Genomic DNA, 17,771 nt, shown 5'->3' on the forward strand with positions numbered 1-17,771 from the left:
CCGACCCGCGCGGACGCGCGGCGGTGCGGCCTCCTGCGGGGCCTGAGCGACCGGCTGACGTGAGCGACCGTAGCCGTGGGCGGGGCCCGCGGGACTACGTGCTTCCCACACTCTTCGCGTCACGCGCGCCGCGCGGGGTACGCGGTCCTCCGTACGCAGGCCCCGTACGGGACAGCCCGTACGACGCCGCGTCAGGCCTCGAGGATCAGCGTGACCGGGCCGTCGTTGACGAGGTCGACCGCCATGTGCGCGCCGAACCGCCCGGTCGCCACCTCGACCCCGCGGGCGCGCAGCGCCTCGACGACCGCGTCGACGAGCGGCTCCGCGACAGGACCGGGCGCCGCGCCGTTCCACGACGGCCGACGGCCCTTGCGCGTGTCCGCGTAGAGCGTGAACTGGGAGACGACGAGCACGGGCGCGCCGTCGTCGAGCACGGACCGCTCCCCCGCGAGGATCCTCAGCTCGGCGATCTTGCGCGCGATCGTCTCCACCTGCGCGTCGCCGTCGTCGTGCGTGACGCCGACGAGCGCGAGCAGGCCCGGTCGGTCGATCGCGCCGACGACCTCCGCCGTCCCGTCGTCGGCCACGACGCTCACGCTCGCGCGAGTCACGCGCTGCACGACGGCCCTCACGGCCGTCCCCTGTCGTCGCGCCGCGCTGCGTCGGACGAGAGGTCCTGCGAGGCGTCGTACGCCGCGTCCGTCCCGGGCTCGTCGAGCACCGCGCGCACGGCGCCCACCGGCTGCCCGGCGCCGAGCACGGGCACGTCGCCGAGCGCGTCGAGCGCCGGCCCGTCCGCGCCCGCGACGTCGAGCGCGCCGAGACGGCGCAGCGCCGCGGCGAGCACCGCCGGGCGGGGCCGGGACGCGCCGTCGAGCACCTTGAGGGCGAGGGCACGGCCGTCGGGCAGCCCGGCCCCGTACACCCCGTCGGCCCCGTCCTTGGCGACCAGGCCCGGGACGGCGCGCATCGCGAGGGTCGCGTCGCGTCCCGTGCCGCCCACCATCTCGGGGAACGCCGCCATGGCGCGCGCGACCTCCGCCTCGGGGGAACCCGGGTCGTGCTGCGGGGCCGCGGCGAGATGCCCGAACGCGCGCGCGAGCCCGCGCACCGTCGTCGAGAAGAGCGGCGCGCCGCAGCCGTCGACCGTCACGTGCTCGACGGCGACGCCCGTCGCCTCCGCGACGGTCTCGCGCACCGCCACCTGCAGCGGGTGGTCGTGCTCCAGGTACGTGCGCGGGTCCCAGCCCGCGACGACGCACGTCGCGAGCATCGCCGCGTGCTTGCCGGAGCAGTTCTGGGTGATCGACGACGGGCCGTTCCCCGCCTCCTGCCACGCGAGCGCGGCCGGCGGGTGCAGCGGGAGGTCCGGGGTGTTGCGCAGCGCCGACTCGTCGAGCCCGGCGCCCGCGAGGATCTCGCGCACCCCCGCGAGGTGCTCGGGCTCGCCGTTGTGGCTCGCGGCGGCGAGGGCCAGGAGGCGCGGCGGCAGGCGCAGTCCGTGCCGCAGCATCGCGACGGCCTGGAACGGCTTGACGCTCGAGCGCGGCCAGACGACCGTGCCGGCGTCGCCACGCTCGAGGAGCGTGCCGCCGTCGGGCTCCAGCAGCACGAGGTGCCCCGTGTGGACGGACTCCACGAGGTCGCCGCGCACGACCTCGGCCAGCGGGACGGCGGCGCGCGCGACCCCGGTGCGGACGTCGTCGGTCACCGCGGCGCTCACCAGCCGCCGGGCCGGCCGGACGACCCGTTGCCGCGCCCGTTCCCGTAGGGCTGGAGGCGGGGACGCACGTCGACGAGGTACACGATCGCCGCGACGACCGCGATGATCCCGATGAAGCCGAGGTTGATCCCGCCGCCGAGCGGGATGGAGAGGAAGCCGAGCGCCGCGGCGACCCCGAGGATCGCGAGCCAGATCGGCTTGCTCAGCTTGCCCTCGGCCGTGAACGCGCTCGCGGGCCGCCGGATCGCGTCGACGAGCGCGAAGAGCTGCGTCCCGAACACGACCAGCGACAGGAGGAGGTAGACGATCCACTGCAGCGACCCGAAGATTCCCACGGGCACGAGCCTACGGTCTGGCGAGCGGCCACGGCACCACGCGCAGCCCGGCGGCACGCGCCGCGGTCACGACGTGCGGGTCCCACGCGGCCACGACCGTGTCGTCGTGCGCGACGGCGAGCGCGCTCGCCACGTGCACCGCGTCGTTGCTGCGCAGCGACCCGGCGGCGACGAGCCGCGACGCGCGGTCGGTGACGGCGCCGGACACCTCGACCACGTGCAGCGCGGGTCGCAGCGTGTCCCAGGTGCCGAGCGCGCGGGCGTGCGCCGGGCCGTCGATGACCCCGCCGCGGGCCCCCGCGGCGAGCGCGGCGCGGACCTCGACGTCGGCGAGGCGGCTCGTGACGACGACGTCCGCACGGTTCCACAGGCGGCTCGCGAGCGCGGAGCCGGCCTCGGGGACGCACAGCTTCACGAGCGCGCTCGCGTCGAAGTAGACGAGGGCCACCGCGGGCCCCTCAGCGCCGGATCCGGCGCACGAGCGCCGCCACCCCGCCGCCGCGGGCGGCCCGGGCGCCGTCGGACGGGCGCGGGCCGTCGGGACCCGCCGGACGTGCCCCGTCCGTCGCCGCGGCGAGCACCGGCGCGGGCACCGCGTGCACGGGGCGCTCCCCCGCCGGGGGGACCAGGACGCCGTCGCGCACGAGCTCGGTGACGAGGTCCGCCGTCGCGACGCCGGTCAGCCGGGCGACGGGGACGCCGCGCTCGGTGATGACGACCTCCTCACCGTCCCTGGCCCGCTCGATCCACGACTTGAGCTCGGCGCGCAGCGCGCTGACAGGGACCTCCATGCCCCGACCGTACCGGCCCGCGGTACCGCTGTGCAGGGGTCTGTCGTCCCGGGTGCGAACGCTCTCAGAGCTCGGGGAGCGCGTCGCGCGCCTGCTCGGGCGTCGCGCCCGCCGCCTCCAGGGCGTCGACGATCGGCGACCGCACGAGCATCACGAGCGACTGCACCTGCCAGTCGCCGTCGCCGAGCGCGTGGGGGTCGGCGCTGCGGGCCACCTCGAGGAGGACCTCGCGCGCGACCGCCGGGTCGCGCCCCGCGCCGACGGCCTCGGCGAGCACGTGCACCCCGGCGCCGAACCGGGCGACGAGGTCCGCCACGGCGTCGAGCTCGTGGTGGTCCGGGCCGCTCGCGACCGGCCGCGCACGCCGCGCCAGGACGCGCACGCTGCGCATCGCGCGGTCGACGAGCACCGCCTGCCGCTCGAGCCCGCCCAGCTCGTCCCGGTGCCGCAGCCCGGCGGCGCTCACGCGCGCGAGCTCGCGCGCGGACGTCGCGGACGACTGCCACTCCTCGAGCGCGCCCTCGGACGCCCGGCCCTTGACCAGCGCCGCGTCGAGGTCCCCCGGGTCGCGCCCGCGCAGACCGCGCGCGAGCACGTCGAGCACGCCCGCGAGCTCCGACGTCGCCTCCGCCCCGAGGAGACGGGGGCGTCGCCGCGGGTCGCCCGGGGTGAGCGCCGCGACGGCGAGCGCGACGGCGCCGCCCACGAGCGCGTCCGTCCACCGCCCGAGCGGGCCGCCCGCCTGCGCGGCCGGGAGCCCGACGATGACGATGGCCTGCACGCCCGCCTGCGTCGTGAGCATCGCGCCCCGGTCGATGAAGCGTGCGGCGAGGGCCGAGACCGCGAGGACGACGGCGACCTGCCACCAGCCCGACCCGATCGCGTGGACCACGAGGTCCCCGAGGCCGACGCCGATCGCGACGCCCACCGCGAGCTCGAGCACGCGGCGGAGCTGACGGTCCTGGCTGAAGCCGAGGCAGATCCACGCGGAGACCGGCGCGAAGAAGGGGGCCGTGTGCCCGAGCCCGTACCGGGCGATGCCGAACGCGAGGCCGGCAGCCGCCGACGCCTGGAGGACGGGCCACAGCGCCACGCGCACGCGCGACGCGCCCTGCCGGACCCGGGCCCGCAGGAGGAGCCGGCGCCACGCCGTCCGGGCGACGTCGACCGCCCCCGGGGACTGCCCGCGCGCCGGCCCCGACGTCACAGCATGCTCGTGGGTGCGCCCTCGCCGCGCGGCGTGACGCCGCGCCCGACGGGACCGCGCGCGGCCGGACGGTCGACGGAGACGCCCTCGCCGGGCACCACGACCTCCTGCGCCGCGGAGATCGCGCCGCCGTCGCAGTCGACGAGGAGCTCGGCGTCGACCGGCGCGCTCCGCTTGAGGACCGCGAGCGCGATCGGCCCGAGCTCGTGGTGGCGCGCGACCGACGTGACGGACCCGACGGCGCGGCCGTCGAGCGTGACCTCGGCCCCCGGGGCGGGCAGCAGGTGGCCCGAGCCGTCGAGGTGCAGCATGACGACGCGCCGCGGCGGACGCCCGAGGTTGTGCACGCGCGCGATGGTCTCCTGCCCGCGGTAGCAGCCCTTGTGCAGGTGGACGGCGGTGCGCAGCCAGTCGGTCTCGTGCGGGATCGACCGGTGGTCGACCTCCGTCGCGAGGCGTGGGCGCCAGGCCTCGACGCGCGCGGCCTCGCTCGCCCACGTGCCCACGAGGCGCCACCCGGCGGCCTCGCGCGCCGCGACGGCGTCGGCCAGCTCCGCGCGCGGGACGAGCACGAGCCGCCACGGGCGCTCGCGGCCCGGGTGCTCGTCCTCGGGCGGGCCGTACCGCGTGCCGCCCGCGAGGACGCGCGGCCACGGGTCGCGCCAGGTCACGGGCTCGTCCTCGGCGCCCTCGGCGTCGACCGGCTCGCCGAGCGCGGCCCACTCGTCCGTGGCGTCGGCGATCTCGACGCGGAGCATGAACTTCATGCGGTCCAGCCACGCGGCGAGGTCGGCCGCGTGCGCGCGCTCGGTGACGAGCCAGGTCGTGGTGCCGTCGTCGACGACGGACGCCGCGTGCTCGACGTGGCCCTGCGGTGAGAGCACGAGCAGCTCGGTCGAGGTGCGCGGCGCGAGGTCCGTGAGGTCCTGGGACGTGATGGAGTGCAGCCAGCTCAGCCGGTCCGGGCCCGTGACCGTGACGACGCCCAGGTGCGACTGGTCGACGACGGCGCCGCCCGTGCGCAGCGCGCGCTGCTCCCCGGTGGGGTCGCCGTAGTGCCAGGCGACGCCCTCGTCGGGGCCCGTCGCGGGCACGGCGCCGTGGCGCGACAGGAGCGGGCTGGTGTAACCGGTGGTCACGGGTGGTCCTCCTTCGTCGACGCGTCCGGGCCGGGCGGGCCCTCGGGCCGCCCGGTGGCCTGCGTCAGGCCGACGGGCGCCGGGTCAGCTTCGCGGACGCGTACGACTGCAACGGCTGACCGAAGGCCGCCAATTCCCACACCCACAGGAGCTGGCCCTCGACGAACCCGTAGAGCCGCTTCGAGGCCGTGACCTCGGACGCGGTGGACGTGCGCGCGATGAGGTCGCTCGCCAGGTCCACGCGGCCGTTGCCGACGGCGCCCAGGTACACCGACACGCGACCCGCCGGGTCGGCGACGAGGACCTCGAGGGGGTGGCGGTCGTCCTCCAGACCCTCGGGCCGGTCGGTCGACACGCGCCAGTAGCCGGTCTCCGTGGACCAGACGGGCGACGCGGCGGCCGCGGCGTCGAGGGTGGCCTCGTCACGCTCCGGCCACTCGCCCTCCGCGGGCACCGTCTCGGGGACCGCGGCGTCGAGGACGCGCAGCGTCGACTCGTAGCGCAGGTAGGGGCCGCCGTCGTGGTCGAACACGACGTCGTGGACGAACGGCGTCTCCTCGATGCCCGGGTACTTGACGACGCCCTCGCCGCGCCAGCTCCCGACGAGCCAGGCGAGCGGGTACACCTCGGGAGCGAGGCCTTCGGGGAACTCGAACGGCATCAGCGACCACCTCTCGGAGTCGGGCGGCGCGCGGCGCCCGCGCGGGGACGGGCCCCGCGCGGCGACGTCAGCGCTGGCCCTTGAAGAGCTTGTAGACGACGTACCCGGCGAACCACGTGATGGTCACCGTCGCCGCGAGGAGCAGGCCGAGGAAGATCAGCTCGAGAGTGTGCGGGCTCATGCGGGCGATCCTACCGGCCGGACGGCACCGGCACGCCGTGGCCGTGGTCACCCGCGGGGCTACGCTCGGCCGCGTGACCGACTCCACGCTCCCCGCCGCCGCCCCCCGCTCCCGCTCGCTCGTCGTCAAGACGACCTCCGGGCTCGACCGGCCCGAGGCCGCGAACCAGGCCTTCACCGTCGCCGCCGCCGCGGTCGCGGCGGGCGTCGAGGTGAGCGTGTGGCTCACGGGCGAGGCGGCGTGGTTCGGTGTGCCGGGCCGCGCGGCGGAGCTCGAGCTCGAGCACGCGGCGCCGCTGCCCGACCTGCTCGACGCGGTCCTCGCCGCGGGCACGCTGACCGTCTGCACGCAGTGCGCGGCGCGTCGCGGGATCACGGCCGACGACGTCCTGCCCGGCGTGCGCATCGCGGGGGCGGCGGTGTTCGTCGAGGAGGCGCTGCGCGAGGGCGCCCAGGCGCTCGTCTACTGAGCGAGCCGCGCCCGCGGGCGCTCGCCTGCGGGGCGGCCGCGCGCCGGGCCGTCAGCGGGCCGGCGCGACCCGGCGCAGCAGCAGGTACAGCTCGCACCCGAGGCACAGGCCGAACGCGGCGTTGAGGACGGCGGCCACGAGCGCGAGCGCCGCCGCGCCCGGCACGGCGCCCGCGACGCCGAGCAGCCCGAGCACGACCCCGGCGCCGGTGATCACCAGGCCCACCGCCTGCGCGAACCGCGGCGGCCTCGGGTCCTCGCGCTCCGTCGTCGGGCCGATGCGCGGGAGCAGGACCAGCCGGTAGACGGCCGCCTGCCACGTGCCCTGCGCGCCGCGGACGGTGCCGAGCAGGAAGCCCGCCGCGACGACGGCGAGCAGCACGAGCGCCGCGGGCGACGTCCAGAGCAGGATCACCACGGCGAGCAGGACGGCCGTCATGCCCGCCCCCGCGCGCGGCCCGCGCGGGTCGATGCCGGCGGGCGCGCCGCCCGGCTCGGTGACGGTGGCCTCCGGGCCTGCCTGGTCGCTCACTCGGGTCTCCTCCGGTCGGGCCGTCGGAGACGGCGGTCAGCTGCCTGGCACGCTCGCGGGCCGCGCGCCCGGGTCCGCGACGGCGAGCGCCGCGAGCGCCTGGGCGCGGTTCATGCCCCCGCTCGCGCGGGCGACCTCGCGGCCCTCCGCGTCGAGCACGAGGACGGTCGGCGTGCGCAGTATGCCGAATGCTCGCACCAGGTCGAGGTGGTCGTCGACGTCCATCTCACGATGCGTCACGTCCGGGTGCGCGGCGCTCACGTCGCGCAGGACCCGGGCGGTGGCGCGGCACGGCGCGCAGAGCTCGGCGGAGAACTGGACGAACGTGCGGCGCTCCGCGAGCGCGACGCCGTGCGCCGCCCAGTCCACGGGCGCGGGCCCGGCGACGGCGGCCGCGGGCGACGCGGGCCCTCTCTCCCGCGCGGCCCGCACGACGCCCTGGCGGCGCTGCCACCACACGCCGAGCGCGGCCGTCGCGACGAGGGTCACGACGAGCAGCACGACGGCGAGCGGCGAGGGGGTCACCCGACGATCACCCGGCCGACGACGAAGATCAGGGTCCCGCCGACGGCGACGGGCAGCGCCGTCGCGGAGAACGCGCCCAGCCGGCCGCGCAGCTCGGGGAGCTGGTCGAAGAGCGCGTGCAGGGACGCGACGAGCAGGCCCGCGACGACCCCCGCCCAGACGCCGCCCAGCAGCTCGAGGTCGGGCATGACGTAGCCGACGGCGCCGCCCGCGAGCACCGCGAGGCCGAGCGTCAGCGCGGCGTTGAGCCAGCCGCCGAGCGGCAGCGCGGACACCGCGGACGCCACGGCGAGCGCGACCGCCGTCGTGACGACGAGGGACTCGCCCGCGTCGGTGCGGCCCGCGGCGATCCAGCCCGCGCTCGACGTCGCCACGACGATCCCGCTCACCGTGCCGATGAGCGACTCGACCAGGCGCGGACGGCCGTCGCGCCGCAGGAGCTCGGCGACGAACGCGAGGACGACGGAGAGCGCGAGCACGACGGGCAGGTGGCGCAGCGCGGGCTCCCCGAGCGTCGCGGCGGTCGCGGCCACGGCGCCGAGCCCGGCGATCGCGATGACGACCCGGGTCCCGCCGTGGACGGGGATGTCGAGCAGCCGCGGCCAGCCGATCGCGACGCCCAGCGCCAGCGCGCCCGACGCGATCGTGAGCGGCAGCGGGCCGAAGAACGCGGCGACGGCCACGACCGCCGCCAGGCATGCCGTCACGACGGCACGGGTCGAGAGGTCCACGCGGTCAGCGCCCCGTTCGGGGGTCGCGGGAGGGCGTCGGGTCGTGCAGCACGCCTCAGAGTGTCGCAGAGACTCGCCACGGGCCGCTCACCGGCTCCCTCGCGGCGGCCGGGCGGCGGTCTCGCGGGCGGGCCGCGGCGTCGCCGCCGGGCAGCGCTGTCACCGGCCGGCGAGGGCGGACGCGCGCGATGTGAGACACGCACCGTGCGGGCGGCCGGCACGCGATACGGTAACCGTCCACGGACCGCGGACGTGGCCGACGACGTGGCGTGCCCCGTAGAGGTCCGTCCCGCCCGGTCGCCACGCGTCGACGCCCGGGGGCGCCGCCCGCGCCCCGCGACCCGGAAGGAGGTGCCGGATGGCCGACCTGCTCATCCTCACCCCCGCCACTGGCGGTTCCGTCGAGGTGCTGCCCGCGCTCGGCCTGCTCTCGCACCGCATCCGGGTCCTGCCCATGGAGCCGTCGGCGCTCGTCGACGCACCGGACTCGGACGTCGTGCTGCTGGACGCGCGTCGCGACCTCGTCGCCGCCCGCACCACGTGCCGGCTCCTGCACGCCACGGGCCTGACGGTCCCGCTCGTGCTCGTGCTCACCGAGGGCGGGCTCACCGTGGTGACCGCCGAGTGGGGTGCCGACGACCTCCTCCTGGAGGGCGCAGGACCGGCCGAGGTCGAGGCCCGGCTCCGGCTCGTCATCGAGCGCTCCGCGCGGGGACCGGCCGAGGACGGCCCACAGGAGATCGCGGCGGGCGAGCTCGCGATCGACGCGAGCGGCTACACCGCCCGGCTGCGCGGCCGCCCGATCGACCTCACGTACAAGGAGTTCGAGCTCCTTAAGTACCTCGTCCAGCACCCGGGCCGCGTGTTCACGCGCGCGCAGCTCCTCCAGGAGGTCTGGGGCTACGACTACTACGGGGGCACGCGCACCGTCGACGTCCACGTGCGCCGTCTGCGCGCCAAGCTCGGGCCGGAGCACGAGCAGCTCATCGGCACGGTGCGCAACGTCGGCTACCGGTTCGACCCGCCGAAGGACCGCCGTCCCGCGGCGGCCGCGGAGGCGTCCGGAGCGGACGCCGCCGGTGCCGACTCCGGGTCGTCGGCCGACAGCGGGTCCGGGACGCCGGTAGGTTCGTCCGGGTGACGCCCGACCCCTCCGACTTCACGTCCGCCCTCCTCGACGGCCCCTGGCGCCACGAGTTCGTGCCGGCCAACGGGGCCCGCTTCCACGTGGCGCTCGCCGGTCCCGAGGACCGTGGCGTGCGGGACCCCGGCCCGCCGCTCGTCGTGCTGCTCCACTCGTTCCCCCAGTTCTGGTGGGCGTGGCGGCACCAGCTCGAGCCGCTGGCCGCCGCGGGCTACCGCGTCGCCGCGATGGACGTGCGGGGCGTCGGGGCGTCCGACAAGCCGCCGATCGGCTACGACGCCCCGACGCGCACGCGCGACATCGCCGGCGTGATCCGCTCGCTCGGGTCGGGGCGCGCGGTCGTCGTGGGCCACGGCACCGGCGGCAGCCTCGCCTGGGCGATGGCCGCGCTCCAGCCCGCCGTGACGGCCGGGGTCGCCGCGTTCTCCGCCCCGCACCCCGCACGCCTGCACACGTCGGCCCGGCGGCTGCTCACGCCCGCGGCGCAGCGCCAGCTCGCGTTCTACCAGGTGCCCACGCTGCCCGAGCGCGCGCTCGTCCGCGGCGACCTCGTGGCCGACGTGCTCGCGACGGGCGCCGCGCAGCCCTTCGCGCCCGACGTCGTCGACACGTACCGCACCGTCATGCGCATCCCGTTCGCGGCGCACACCGCGATGGAGTCGCTGCGCTGGGCCGTGCGCTCCACCCCCCGGCCCGACGGGCGCCGCTTCCTCGCCGCGCTCCGCCACCCCGTCGAGGTCCCCGCCCTCCAGGTGCACGCGGCGCGCGACGGGCTGCTGCGCCGCGACCTCGCGGACGCCGACGGCGCCGCGCTCGCCCGGGACTTCCGGTTCGAGGTCGTGGACGACGCCGGGCACTTCCTCCCCGAGGAGGCCCCGGGCACCGTGACGGACCTGCTCCTGGACTGGCTCCCCACGACGCAGCGGCCCGCGGGCTGACCGCGCCCTCGCCCGGCCGTCCGCGCGAGACCCTCAGCTCGTCTTGACGAGCGCGGCCGCCTTGACCGGGTCGACCTCGCCGACGCCGAACGACGGGCACCACCGCGCGATCGTGCACGCGCCGCACGCCGGCTTGCGCGCGAAGCACACCCGCCGGCCGTGGAAGATCAGCCGGTGGGAGAGCATCGTCCACTCCGACTTCTCGATGAGCCCGCCGACGACCTGCTCGACCTTGACCGGGTCCTCCTCCGTGGTCCACCCCAGGCGGCGCACGAGGCGGCCGAAGTGCGTGTCCACGGTGAGCCCCGGCACGCCGAACGCGTTCCCGAGCACGACGTTCGCCGTCTTGCGCCCCACGCCGGGCAGGGTGACGAGGTCCTCCAGGCGGGCGGGCACCTCGCCGTCGAACCGCTCGACGAGCGCCTGGCCGATCCCGATGACCGACTGCGCCTTGGCCCGGAAGAAGCCCGTGGGCCGCAGGATCTCCTCGAGCTCGGCGCGGTCCGCCGCCGCGTACGCCGCGGCGTCCGGGTAGCGCGCGAAGAGCGCGGGCGTCGTGAGGTTCACGCGCTTGTCCGTCGTCTGGGCCGAGAGGACCGTCGCGACGAGCAGCTCGAGCGGCGTGGTGAAGTCGAGCTCGCAGTGCGCGTCCGGGTAGGTGACCGCGAGCTCACGGTTGGTGCGGCGCGCGCGCCGCACGAGCGCGAGGTGCGACTCGGGCTTCGGGGCCCGCGCGCGGGCCTGCTCGGTGGTGGTCACGAAACCCACCGTAGCCGCCGCCCCTGACACCCGAGTTGCAGCGGTAGGGCAGACTTGTCCTGGAACATTTCCGAGGACGAGACGATAGGACACCCCGCGTGGACGACGACGTTGTGCTCTCCGCCCCCCTGTTCGCGACGATGGACGCGGACGAGACGCGCACCCTCTTCGAGTCGATGCAGCAGATCGAACTCTCGCGCGGAGACGTGCTGTTCCGCGAGGGCGAGCCGGGCGACCGCCTCTACGTGATCGCGAGCGGCAAGATCAAGCTGGGGCGCCGCTCCAACGACGGCCGCGAGAACCTCCTGTCGATCCTCGGCCCCGGCGAGATGTTCGGCGAGCTCTCGCTCTTCGACCCGGGCCCCCGCACCGCCACCGCGAGCTCCGTCGCCGACTCCGTGATCTACGAGCTCGGCCACGACCAGCTCGTCGAGTGGATCGAGAAGCACCCGAGCGTCGCCAAGCACCTGCTCAACGCCCTCGCGCGCCGCCTGCGCCGCACGAACGAGACGCTGGCCGACCTCGTGTTCTCCGACGTGCCGGGCCGTGTCGCCAAGGCGCTCCTCGACCTGTCGACCCGCTTCGGCGAGGAGACGGACGAGGGCATCCGCGTCGCGCACGACCTCACGCAGGAGGAGCTCGCGCAGCTCGTCGGCGCGTCGCGCGAGACCGTGAACAAGGCGCTCGCCGACTTCGCGACGCGCGGCTGGGTCCGCCGCGAGGGCCGGGCCGTCGTCCTGCTCGACATGGACCGCCTGGAGCGCCGCGCGCGCTGACCGGCCACGCCGGCCGAGATGCCGACGAGAACGGGGTCGGCGACCGGATCCTCACGGACCCGGTCGCCGACCCCGTTCTCGTGCGGGCGTCGCGGGCTAGTCCGCCAGCTCGACGACGAGCTCGACCTCGACCGGGGCGTCGAGCGGCAGGACCGCGACGCCGACGGCGCTGCGCGCGTGCACCCCGGCCTCGCCGAAGATCTCGCCGAGGACGGTGCTCGCACCGTTCACGACGCCGGGCTGGCCCGTGAACGACGGGTCGCTCGCCACGAACCCGACCACCTTGACGACCCGGACGACGTCGTCGAGGTTCCCGACGACGTCGTGCACGGCCGCGAGCGCGTTGAGCGCGCACACGCGCGCGAGGTCCGCGGCGTCGGCGGGCGCGACGAGGCCCTCGCCGTCACCCACCTTGCCGGTCGCGAGCAGCGCGCCGTCGACGAACGGGAGCTGGCCCGAGGTGTGGACGTACCGGCCGGAGCGCACCGCGGGGACGTAGGCGGCGACCGGCGCCGCCACCCGCGGGAGGGTGATCCCGAGCTCCGCGAGGCGCGCGGCGACCGTCCCGGCGGGGACGCCCGTCACTACTTCTCCCCGGTGGGGCGCTTGAGGTAGGCGACGAGGCCGTTGCCGTCCGGGCCGGTCACGACCTGGACGAGCTCCCAGCCGTCGGAGCCCCACTGGTCGAGGACGGCCTTCGTGTTGTGGATGATGAGGGGGATGGTCGCGTACTCCCACGTGGTTGCCATGGGGCGAGCGTAGTCGGACGGCGCGGGCCGCGGCGCGGCCGGACGGGCGCGCCGTCCCGGGATGCTTACACAACCCGCACACCCGGGAGAGGCGGCTTTCCGGGCCTCTCCCGGGGTTGCTCCCGTAGGGTTGGCACCATGGCTTCCCCTGTGCGTCCTCGCGGCCGGCAGATCAACGCGTACCAGCTCGTCGCCCTCTTCCTGGCGTTCGTGCTGGTCTCCGGCGTCGGCGGCGTGCTCGCGGCCGGGCTCCTCGTGCCGCTCGCCGCCGGGGCGAACACCGCGACGGACACCGCCGTCGAGGTGTTCGACGAGCTGCCGGCCGACCTCGAGCCGGGCCCGCTGTCCGAGCAGTCGCGCATCTACGCGAACGACGGCACGACGCGGCTCGCGACGTTCTACACGGAGAACCGCATCGTCGTCCCGCTGGACCAGGTCTCCGAGCCCATGAAGAACGCGGTCATCGCGATCGAGGACAAGCGCTTCTGGGAGCACGGCGGGGTCGACGTCGAGGGCATCCCGCGCGCGTTCGTCAACAACCTCACGGGCGGCTCGACGCAGGGCGCCTCGACCCTGACGCAGCAGTACGTGAAGAACGTCCTCATCGAGCAGGCCGTGCGCGACGGCGACGTCATGGCGCAGCACGAGGCCAAGGCCGACACGCTCGGGCGCAAGGCGCGCGAGGCGAAGCTCGCCATCTCGCTCGAGAAGAGGATGGGCAAGGAGGAGATCCTCCAGGGCTACCTCAACATCGCGCAGTTCGGGCGCTCCGTGTACGGCGTCGAGACGGCGGCGCGGCACTACTTCGGCGTCTCGGCCAAGGACCTGAACTACCTCCAGGCGGCCACGATCGCCGGGATCACCAAGGCGCCGTCCACGTACGACCCGACGGCCGACCCGGAGAAGGCCCAGAACCGCCGCAACGTCGTCCTCAACACGATGTACCAGCAGGGGTACATCACCAAGGAGGAGTACGACGCCGGGCTGGCCACCCCCATCGCGGACACGCTCGCCATCCAGCCGCTCGAGGCGGGCTGCCAGGCGTCCGGCGGCTCCGCGTTCTTCTGCGACTACGTCACGAAGATCATCATGTCGGACCCGGTGTTCGGCGAGACGAAGGCCGAGCGCGAGGCGCTGCTGTACCGCGGCGGGCTCGACATCTACACGACGCTCGACCCGAACATGCAGGCGGCCGCGGAGCAGCACGCGGCGGCCGCCGTCCCGGCGGACGACCCGAGCCAGATCGAGGACGCGATCGTGTCGATCGAGCCGGGGACCGGCAAGATCCTCGCGATGGCGCAGAACCGCGCGTTCGACAACACGCAGGACCCTGCCCCCAACACGACGGCCGTGAACTACAGCACCGACGAGGCGCACGGCGGCTCCCGCGGGTTCTCGCCGGGCTCGACCTGGAAGCCGTTCGTCCTCGCCGAGTGGCTCAAGGAGGGGCACTCGCTCTACGACACGGTCAACGCGAACAAGCGCACCTGGATCGGCAGCCGGGACTTCCGCGCGAGCTGCAAGCGTCTCGGCAACGACCCGTGGACGCCCGCGAACTCCGACGGCCCGGGCAGCGGCTCGATGACAGTGCTCAAGGCGACGTACAACTCGGTCAACACGGCCTACACGACCATCGCCTCCCAGCTCGACCTCTGCGGCGTCGCGAACACCGCGAAGGCGGCCGGTTTCACGCCGTCGTCGAAGGACAACACCGACATCGAGATCGTGCCCTCGATGATCCTCGGCACCCAGAACTCGTCGCCGATGCACATGGCCGCCGCGTACGCGACGTTCGCCGCGGGCGGCACGTACTGCCAGCCGATCGCGATCACCAAGGTGGTCGCGGGCGACGGCGAGGAGCTGCCCGTCCCGTCGGCGAACTGCCAGCCCGGGGCCATCGACCCCGCGGTCGCCAACACGGTCACGTACGCCCTGGAGCAGGTCCTCACCCAGGGCTCCGGCCGCGGCAACGCGCTCGCCGACGGCCGACCGGCCGCCGGCAAGACCGGCACCGCGAACCTCAACAAGCACACGTGGTTCATCGGCTACACGCCGCAGGTCGCCACGGCCGTGTGGATCGGCAACGCCGAGAACGACGTCGAGATGAACGGCCGCTTCACCATCAACGGGAAGACGCGCCCGTACTGGTACGGCTCGAGCCTCGCCGCCCCGACCTGGCGCGACTACATGAACCAGATCCTCGCCGGTCAGCCCGCGCCCGGGTTCCCCGAGCCGGACTGGGGCCGCGTCAACGCCCCGAAGCCCCCGCCGCGCACCCCCTCGACGCCCGAGGGCGGCCAGGACGGCGGCGACCAGGGCGGTCAGCAGCCCGGGGGCGACCAGCCCGACGACGACCAGCCGGACAACGAGGCCGACGGCGGCCGCGGCGACCGCGGCGACCGCAGCAACGGCGCGGGCCGCGAGAGCGACCTCGGCGCGTGGCTGGAGAGCCTCGGCGGCGGGGGGAACGGCTGAGCGCCGACGGGGCGCGCCGGGCCCTGCGCGGGCTCGGGGCGCTGGCCGCCGTCGGTGTGGCGGGCGTCGCGTACGCGCACGTGGAGACGAAGCTCTTCACGCTCCGCGAGGCGACCGTCCCGGTCCTGCCGCCCGGCTCGCGCGCCCTGCGGGTGCTGCACGTCTCCGACCTGCACCTCGTGCCGACCCAGCGGCGCAAGATCGAGTGGGTGCGCTCGCTCGCCGAGCTCGAGCCCGACCTCGTCGTCGACACCGGGGACAACCTCGCGCACGTCGACGCGCTCGAGCCGCTGCTCGACGCCCTCGCCCCGCTCCTGGCGGTGCCCGGCGCGTTCGTCCTGGGCTCGAACGACTACTTCGCCCCCGTCCCGAAGAACCCGGCGCGCTACCTCCTGCCCGACGCCCGGCTGCCGTTCGCGTCGCAGGCCCGCCTCCTGCCCGCAGCCGAGATGGCCGGTGCGATGCGCGACGCCGGGTGGGTCGACCTGACGAACCGTCGTGACGCCCTCGACGTCGGCGGCGTCCGCCTCGACCTCGTGGGCGTCGACGACCCGCACCTCGACCGCGACGTCTTCCCCGCGCCCGCGTCGCAGGCTCCGGCCGCCCCGCCGGAGGGCGGCGTGCTCCGGCTCGGTGTCACGCACGCGCCCTACCGGCGGGTCCTGGACCAGATGCACGACGACGGCGCGGAGCTCGTCCTCGCGGGCCACACCCACGGCGGGCAGCTCTGCGTGCCCGGGTTCGGCGCGCTCGTGACGAACTGCGACATCGACCGCAAGCGGGCCAAGGGCTTGCACGGCTGGCCGGGCCCCCGCCCCGACGCCGCGGGCGGTCAGGACTCGACGTGGCTGCACGTCTCCGCCGGCGCGGGCACGTCGCCCTACGCGCCGGTCCGGTTCGCGTGCCGCCCCGAGGCCACGCTGCTCACCCTGACGTCGCGCTGACGGCTCCCCCTTCCCAACCGCTCCGCCGAGCACGGGGTCAGCGACCGCGATCCCGAGTTTCCGGTCGCCGACCCCGTGCTCGACGGGCGCGGGCTGGGGGGGTCGAGGGGGGTGTCGTCGGGGTGGCAGGGATCGGGTTTCGTGGCACGGCACTTCGTCGGCTATTCTGGGCAGGCTTCCTGCGGGGAAGACGAGGTCTCCTCGTCGACCGTCACGTAGGCCAGCAACCGGGGTGTGGCGCAGCTTGGTAGCGCGCTTCGTTCGGGACGAAGAGGTCGCAGGTTCAAATCCTGTCACCCCGACCAGCCGAGAGGCCCGGGATCCGCGAGGATCCCGGGCCTCTCGTCGTTCTCGCGCCCGCCGCTCCCCCGGCGGTGCGACCCGGTTCGCGCGAGACTGAGGCCGTCCCGCTGTCCCGAACCACCGCGGAGGTCGCCATGAGCGCTGGATGTCACGTCGTCGTCGGAGGTGGGCTCGCCGCGGCGAAGGCCGTCGAGACGCTGCGCGCGGAGGGCTACGACGGCGGGATCATCGTCGTCGCGCGCGAGCCGCACCGCCCGTACGAGCGGCCGCCGCTGTCCAAGGACTACCTGCGCGGCGAGGCCGAGCGCGACGCGGTGTTCCCGCTCGCGACCGACTGGTACGCCGAGCACGACGTCGAGCTCCTCACCGGGACCCAGGCGACCGCGCTCGACCTCGCCGGACGGAGCGTGACGCTCGACGACGGCCGCGCGCTGTCGTACGAGAAGCTGCTGCTCGCGACGGGCTCGGACCCGCGCCGGATCCCCCTGCCCGGCGGCGACCTGGCCGGGGTGCACGAGCTGCGGACGCTCGACGACAGCGACGCCCTGGCCGCGGCGCTGCGCGCGGCCCGGGGAGACGGGGTCGGGCGGCTGGCGGTCGTCGGCGACGGCTGGATCGGGCTGGAGGTCGCGGCGTCCGCCCGCACGCTCGGCCTCGACGTCACGGTGGTGGGGCTCGGCACCCACCCGCTCGAGCGCGTGCTGGGGCCCGAGATGGGTGAGCTGTACGGGCAGGTCCACGCCGACCACGGGGTGCACCTCCACCGCCGCGCGCAGGTCACGGGCATCTCCGGCGACGGTCGTCGGGCCACGGGGGTGGACCTCGCCGACGGCACCCACGTCGACGCGGACCTCGTGCTCGTCGCCGTGGGTGCGGTCCCGAACGTCGGGCTCGCGCGGGACGCCGGGCTCGCCCTCGACTCCGCGACGGGCGGCGTCGTCGCGTCCGCGACGCTCCAGACCACCGACCCGGACGTCTTCGTCGCGGGTGACATCGCCAGCGTGCCGTCGGCGCGCTACGGGCGGTCGCTGCGCGTCGAGCACTGGGCGACCGCCCTCCACCAGGGCCCGCACGCCGCGCGCGCAATGCTGGGCGCGATCGACCCCTACCCCGAGCTGCCGTACTTCTTCTCCGACCAGTACGACGTCGGCATGGAGTACCTCGGCTTCGTCGCCGGCCCGGACGCCTACGACGAGGTCGTGGTCTCCGGCTCCGTCCCGGACCGCGAGCTCGTCGCGTTCTGGCTCCAGGACGGCCGCGTCGAGGCCGGCATGGCCGTCAACGTCTGGGACCGCATGGAGGACGTCAAGACGCTGATCCACCGCGACGGCCCGCCCGACCGCGCCGAGCTGGAGTCGTTCGTCGGCTGACGCCCTCCGTCGGCCGACCA

The 17,771-nt window shown here is 75.6% G+C and carries 21 protein-coding genes and 1 tRNA gene; 8 read left to right on the forward strand and 14 right to left on the reverse strand.

Features of this window, described 5'->3' with window-relative positions; translation table 11 throughout:
• Positions 1-191: 191 nt before the first annotated feature.
• The 8 genes from dtd to ACPCUX_RS13935 form a co-directional block, all read right to left on the reverse strand.
• Positions 192-632 (reverse strand): D-aminoacyl-tRNA deacylase, encoded by a 441-nt coding sequence (dtd, locus tag ACPCUX_RS13900; RefSeq protein ID WP_076404536.1) that lies wholly within the window; start codon positions 630-632, stop codon positions 192-194.
• Positions 629-1,711 carry an asparaginase gene (locus ACPCUX_RS13905; protein WP_423389002.1) on the reverse strand — a complete coding sequence of 361 codons (1,083 nt, stop codon included), beginning with the start codon at positions 1,709-1,711 and terminating at the stop codon, positions 629-631. The genes dtd and ACPCUX_RS13905 overlap by 4 nt, the downstream gene beginning before the upstream one ends.
• 8 nt (positions 1,712-1,719) lie before the next feature.
• Positions 1,720-2,058: a DUF2516 family protein gene (locus ACPCUX_RS13910; RefSeq protein ID WP_308200541.1), complete on the reverse strand. Its 339-nt coding sequence runs from the start codon at positions 2,056-2,058 to the stop codon at positions 1,720-1,722.
• Positions 2,059-2,068: 10 nt separating this feature from the next.
• A complete protein-coding gene (locus ACPCUX_RS13915; RefSeq protein WP_043660314.1) occupies positions 2,069-2,506 on the reverse strand; it encodes a type II toxin-antitoxin system VapC family toxin in 438 nt (145 codons plus the stop codon).
• A 10-nt stretch (positions 2,507-2,516) separates the two neighbouring features.
• Positions 2,517-2,849, reverse strand: a complete 333-nt coding sequence (locus ACPCUX_RS13920; protein ID WP_396050433.1) for a type II toxin-antitoxin system prevent-host-death family antitoxin — start codon at positions 2,847-2,849, stop codon at positions 2,517-2,519.
• Between the two features lie 64 nt (positions 2,850-2,913).
• Positions 2,914-4,056 (reverse strand): FUSC family protein, encoded by a 1,143-nt coding sequence (locus ACPCUX_RS13925; protein ID WP_043654729.1) that lies wholly within the window; start codon positions 4,054-4,056, stop codon positions 2,914-2,916.
• The gene (locus ACPCUX_RS13930) at positions 4,053-5,195 is read right to left on the reverse strand and encodes a YgfZ/GcvT domain-containing protein (RefSeq protein ID WP_043654726.1); all 1,143 of its coding nucleotides are present in this window, start codon (positions 5,193-5,195) and stop codon (positions 4,053-4,055) included. Before ACPCUX_RS13930 ends, ACPCUX_RS13925 begins: the two co-directional genes overlap by 4 nt.
• Before the next feature lie 64 nt (positions 5,196-5,259).
• The gene (locus ACPCUX_RS13935; RefSeq protein WP_043654723.1) at positions 5,260-5,856 is read right to left on the reverse strand and encodes an FABP family protein; all 597 of its coding nucleotides are present in this window, start codon (positions 5,854-5,856) and stop codon (positions 5,260-5,262) included.
• A gap of 254 nt (positions 5,857-6,110) precedes the next feature.
• Between ACPCUX_RS13935 and ACPCUX_RS13940 the strand changes: the two genes are divergently transcribed.
• Positions 6,111-6,506, forward strand: a complete 396-nt coding sequence (locus ACPCUX_RS13940; protein WP_076404670.1) for a DsrE family protein — start codon at positions 6,111-6,113, stop codon at positions 6,504-6,506.
• 51 nt (positions 6,507-6,557) lie between these two features.
• Here ACPCUX_RS13940 and ACPCUX_RS13945 read toward each other — a convergent pair whose 3' ends face one another.
• From ACPCUX_RS13945 to ACPCUX_RS13955, 3 genes are read right to left on the reverse strand one after another with little or no spacing between them, the layout of a single operon-like run.
• The gene (locus tag ACPCUX_RS13945) at positions 6,558-7,037 is read right to left on the reverse strand and encodes a DUF4395 domain-containing protein (protein WP_423389003.1); all 480 of its coding nucleotides are present in this window, start codon (positions 7,035-7,037) and stop codon (positions 6,558-6,560) included.
• A gap of 36 nt (positions 7,038-7,073) precedes the next feature.
• Positions 7,074-7,562, reverse strand: a complete 489-nt coding sequence (locus tag ACPCUX_RS13950) for a thioredoxin family protein (protein WP_076404530.1) — start codon at positions 7,560-7,562, stop codon at positions 7,074-7,076.
• Positions 7,559-8,293 carry a hypothetical protein gene (locus tag ACPCUX_RS13955; RefSeq protein ID WP_396050427.1) on the reverse strand — a complete coding sequence of 245 codons (735 nt, stop codon included), beginning with the start codon at positions 8,291-8,293 and terminating at the stop codon, positions 7,559-7,561. Before ACPCUX_RS13955 ends, ACPCUX_RS13950 begins: the two co-directional genes overlap by 4 nt.
• Positions 8,294-8,651: 358 nt before the next feature.
• Between ACPCUX_RS13955 and ACPCUX_RS13960 the strand changes: the two genes are divergently transcribed.
• Both ACPCUX_RS13960 and ACPCUX_RS13965 read left to right on the forward strand, forming a co-directional pair.
• A complete protein-coding gene (locus tag ACPCUX_RS13960) occupies positions 8,652-9,434 on the forward strand; it encodes a winged helix-turn-helix transcriptional regulator (protein WP_051028149.1) in 783 nt (260 codons plus the stop codon).
• Positions 9,431-10,375 (forward strand): alpha/beta fold hydrolase, encoded by a 945-nt coding sequence (locus ACPCUX_RS13965; RefSeq protein ID WP_043654714.1) that lies wholly within the window; start codon positions 9,431-9,433, stop codon positions 10,373-10,375. Before ACPCUX_RS13960 ends, ACPCUX_RS13965 begins: the two co-directional genes overlap by 4 nt.
• A 33-nt stretch (positions 10,376-10,408) precedes the next feature.
• Here ACPCUX_RS13965 and nth read toward each other — a convergent pair whose 3' ends face one another.
• Positions 10,409-11,134 carry an endonuclease III gene (gene nth, locus ACPCUX_RS13970; protein WP_043654712.1) on the reverse strand — a complete coding sequence of 242 codons (726 nt, stop codon included), beginning with the start codon at positions 11,132-11,134 and terminating at the stop codon, positions 10,409-10,411.
• A gap of 98 nt (positions 11,135-11,232) precedes the next feature.
• On the opposite strand from nth, the gene ACPCUX_RS13975 reads away from it, so the two are divergent.
• Positions 11,233-11,910 (forward strand): Crp/Fnr family transcriptional regulator, encoded by a 678-nt coding sequence (locus ACPCUX_RS13975; protein WP_021481784.1) that lies wholly within the window; start codon positions 11,233-11,235, stop codon positions 11,908-11,910.
• A gap of 96 nt (positions 11,911-12,006) precedes the next feature.
• Here the strand turns inward: ACPCUX_RS13975 and ACPCUX_RS13980 are convergent, their stop codons facing one another.
• Positions 12,007-12,495, reverse strand: coding sequence for a RidA family protein (locus ACPCUX_RS13980; protein ID WP_021481785.1), 489 nt, complete (start codon positions 12,493-12,495; stop codon positions 12,007-12,009).
• Positions 12,495-12,659: a hypothetical protein gene (locus ACPCUX_RS13985; RefSeq protein ID WP_021481786.1), complete on the reverse strand. Its 165-nt coding sequence runs from the start codon at positions 12,657-12,659 to the stop codon at positions 12,495-12,497. The genes ACPCUX_RS13980 and ACPCUX_RS13985 overlap by 1 nt, the downstream gene beginning before the upstream one ends.
• Before the next feature lie 138 nt (positions 12,660-12,797).
• Here ACPCUX_RS13985 and ACPCUX_RS13990 point away from each other — a divergent pair, with 138 nt between their 5' ends.
• The 4 genes from ACPCUX_RS13990 to ACPCUX_RS14005 all read left to right on the forward strand — a co-directional run bounded on the left by ACPCUX_RS13990 (position 12,798) and on the right by ACPCUX_RS14005 (position 17,751).
• The gene (locus ACPCUX_RS13990; RefSeq protein ID WP_081600004.1) at positions 12,798-15,134 is read left to right on the forward strand and encodes a transglycosylase domain-containing protein; all 2,337 of its coding nucleotides are present in this window, start codon (positions 12,798-12,800) and stop codon (positions 15,132-15,134) included.
• Complete coding sequence (locus ACPCUX_RS13995; protein ID WP_391512659.1) at positions 15,098-16,078, forward strand: metallophosphoesterase; 981 nt, start codon at positions 15,098-15,100, stop codon at positions 16,076-16,078. The genes ACPCUX_RS13990 and ACPCUX_RS13995 overlap by 37 nt, the downstream gene beginning before the upstream one ends.
• A 228-nt stretch (positions 16,079-16,306) precedes the next feature.
• Positions 16,307-16,383 (forward strand) — tRNA-Pro (locus ACPCUX_RS14000).
• 132 nt (positions 16,384-16,515) lie between these two features.
• On the forward strand, positions 16,516-17,751 hold the full coding sequence (locus ACPCUX_RS14005; RefSeq protein WP_423389004.1) for an NAD(P)/FAD-dependent oxidoreductase: 1,236 nt from the start codon (positions 16,516-16,518) through the stop codon (positions 17,749-17,751).
• The last annotated feature ends 20 nt before the right edge of the window (positions 17,752-17,771 follow it).

The sequence above is a fragment of the Cellulosimicrobium sp. AB352 genome (assembly GCF_049538415.1).
GTDB classification, from domain to species: Bacteria; Actinomycetota; Actinomycetes; order Actinomycetales; family Cellulomonadaceae; genus Cellulosimicrobium; species Cellulosimicrobium funkei.

Coding starts and splice junctions, on each gene's coding strand:
- ACPCUX_RS13920 (WP_396050433.1), bottom strand. CDS start 2,849: ATGGAGGTCCCTGTCAGCGCGCTGCGCGCCGAGCTCAAGTCGTGGATC.
- ACPCUX_RS13935 (WP_043654723.1), bottom strand. CDS start 5,856: ATGCCGTTCGAGTTCCCCGAAGGCCTCGCTCCCGAGGTGTACCCGCTC.
- ACPCUX_RS13960 (WP_051028149.1), top strand. CDS start 8,652: ATGGCCGACCTGCTCATCCTCACCCCCGCCACTGGCGGTTCCGTCGAG.
- ACPCUX_RS13985 (WP_021481786.1), bottom strand. CDS start 12,659: ATGGCAACCACGTGGGAGTACGCGACCATCCCCCTCATCATCCACAAC.
- ACPCUX_RS13990 (WP_081600004.1), top strand. CDS start 12,798: ATGGCTTCCCCTGTGCGTCCTCGCGGCCGGCAGATCAACGCGTACCAG.
- ACPCUX_RS14005 (WP_423389004.1), top strand. CDS start 16,516: ATGAGCGCTGGATGTCACGTCGTCGTCGGAGGTGGGCTCGCCGCGGCG.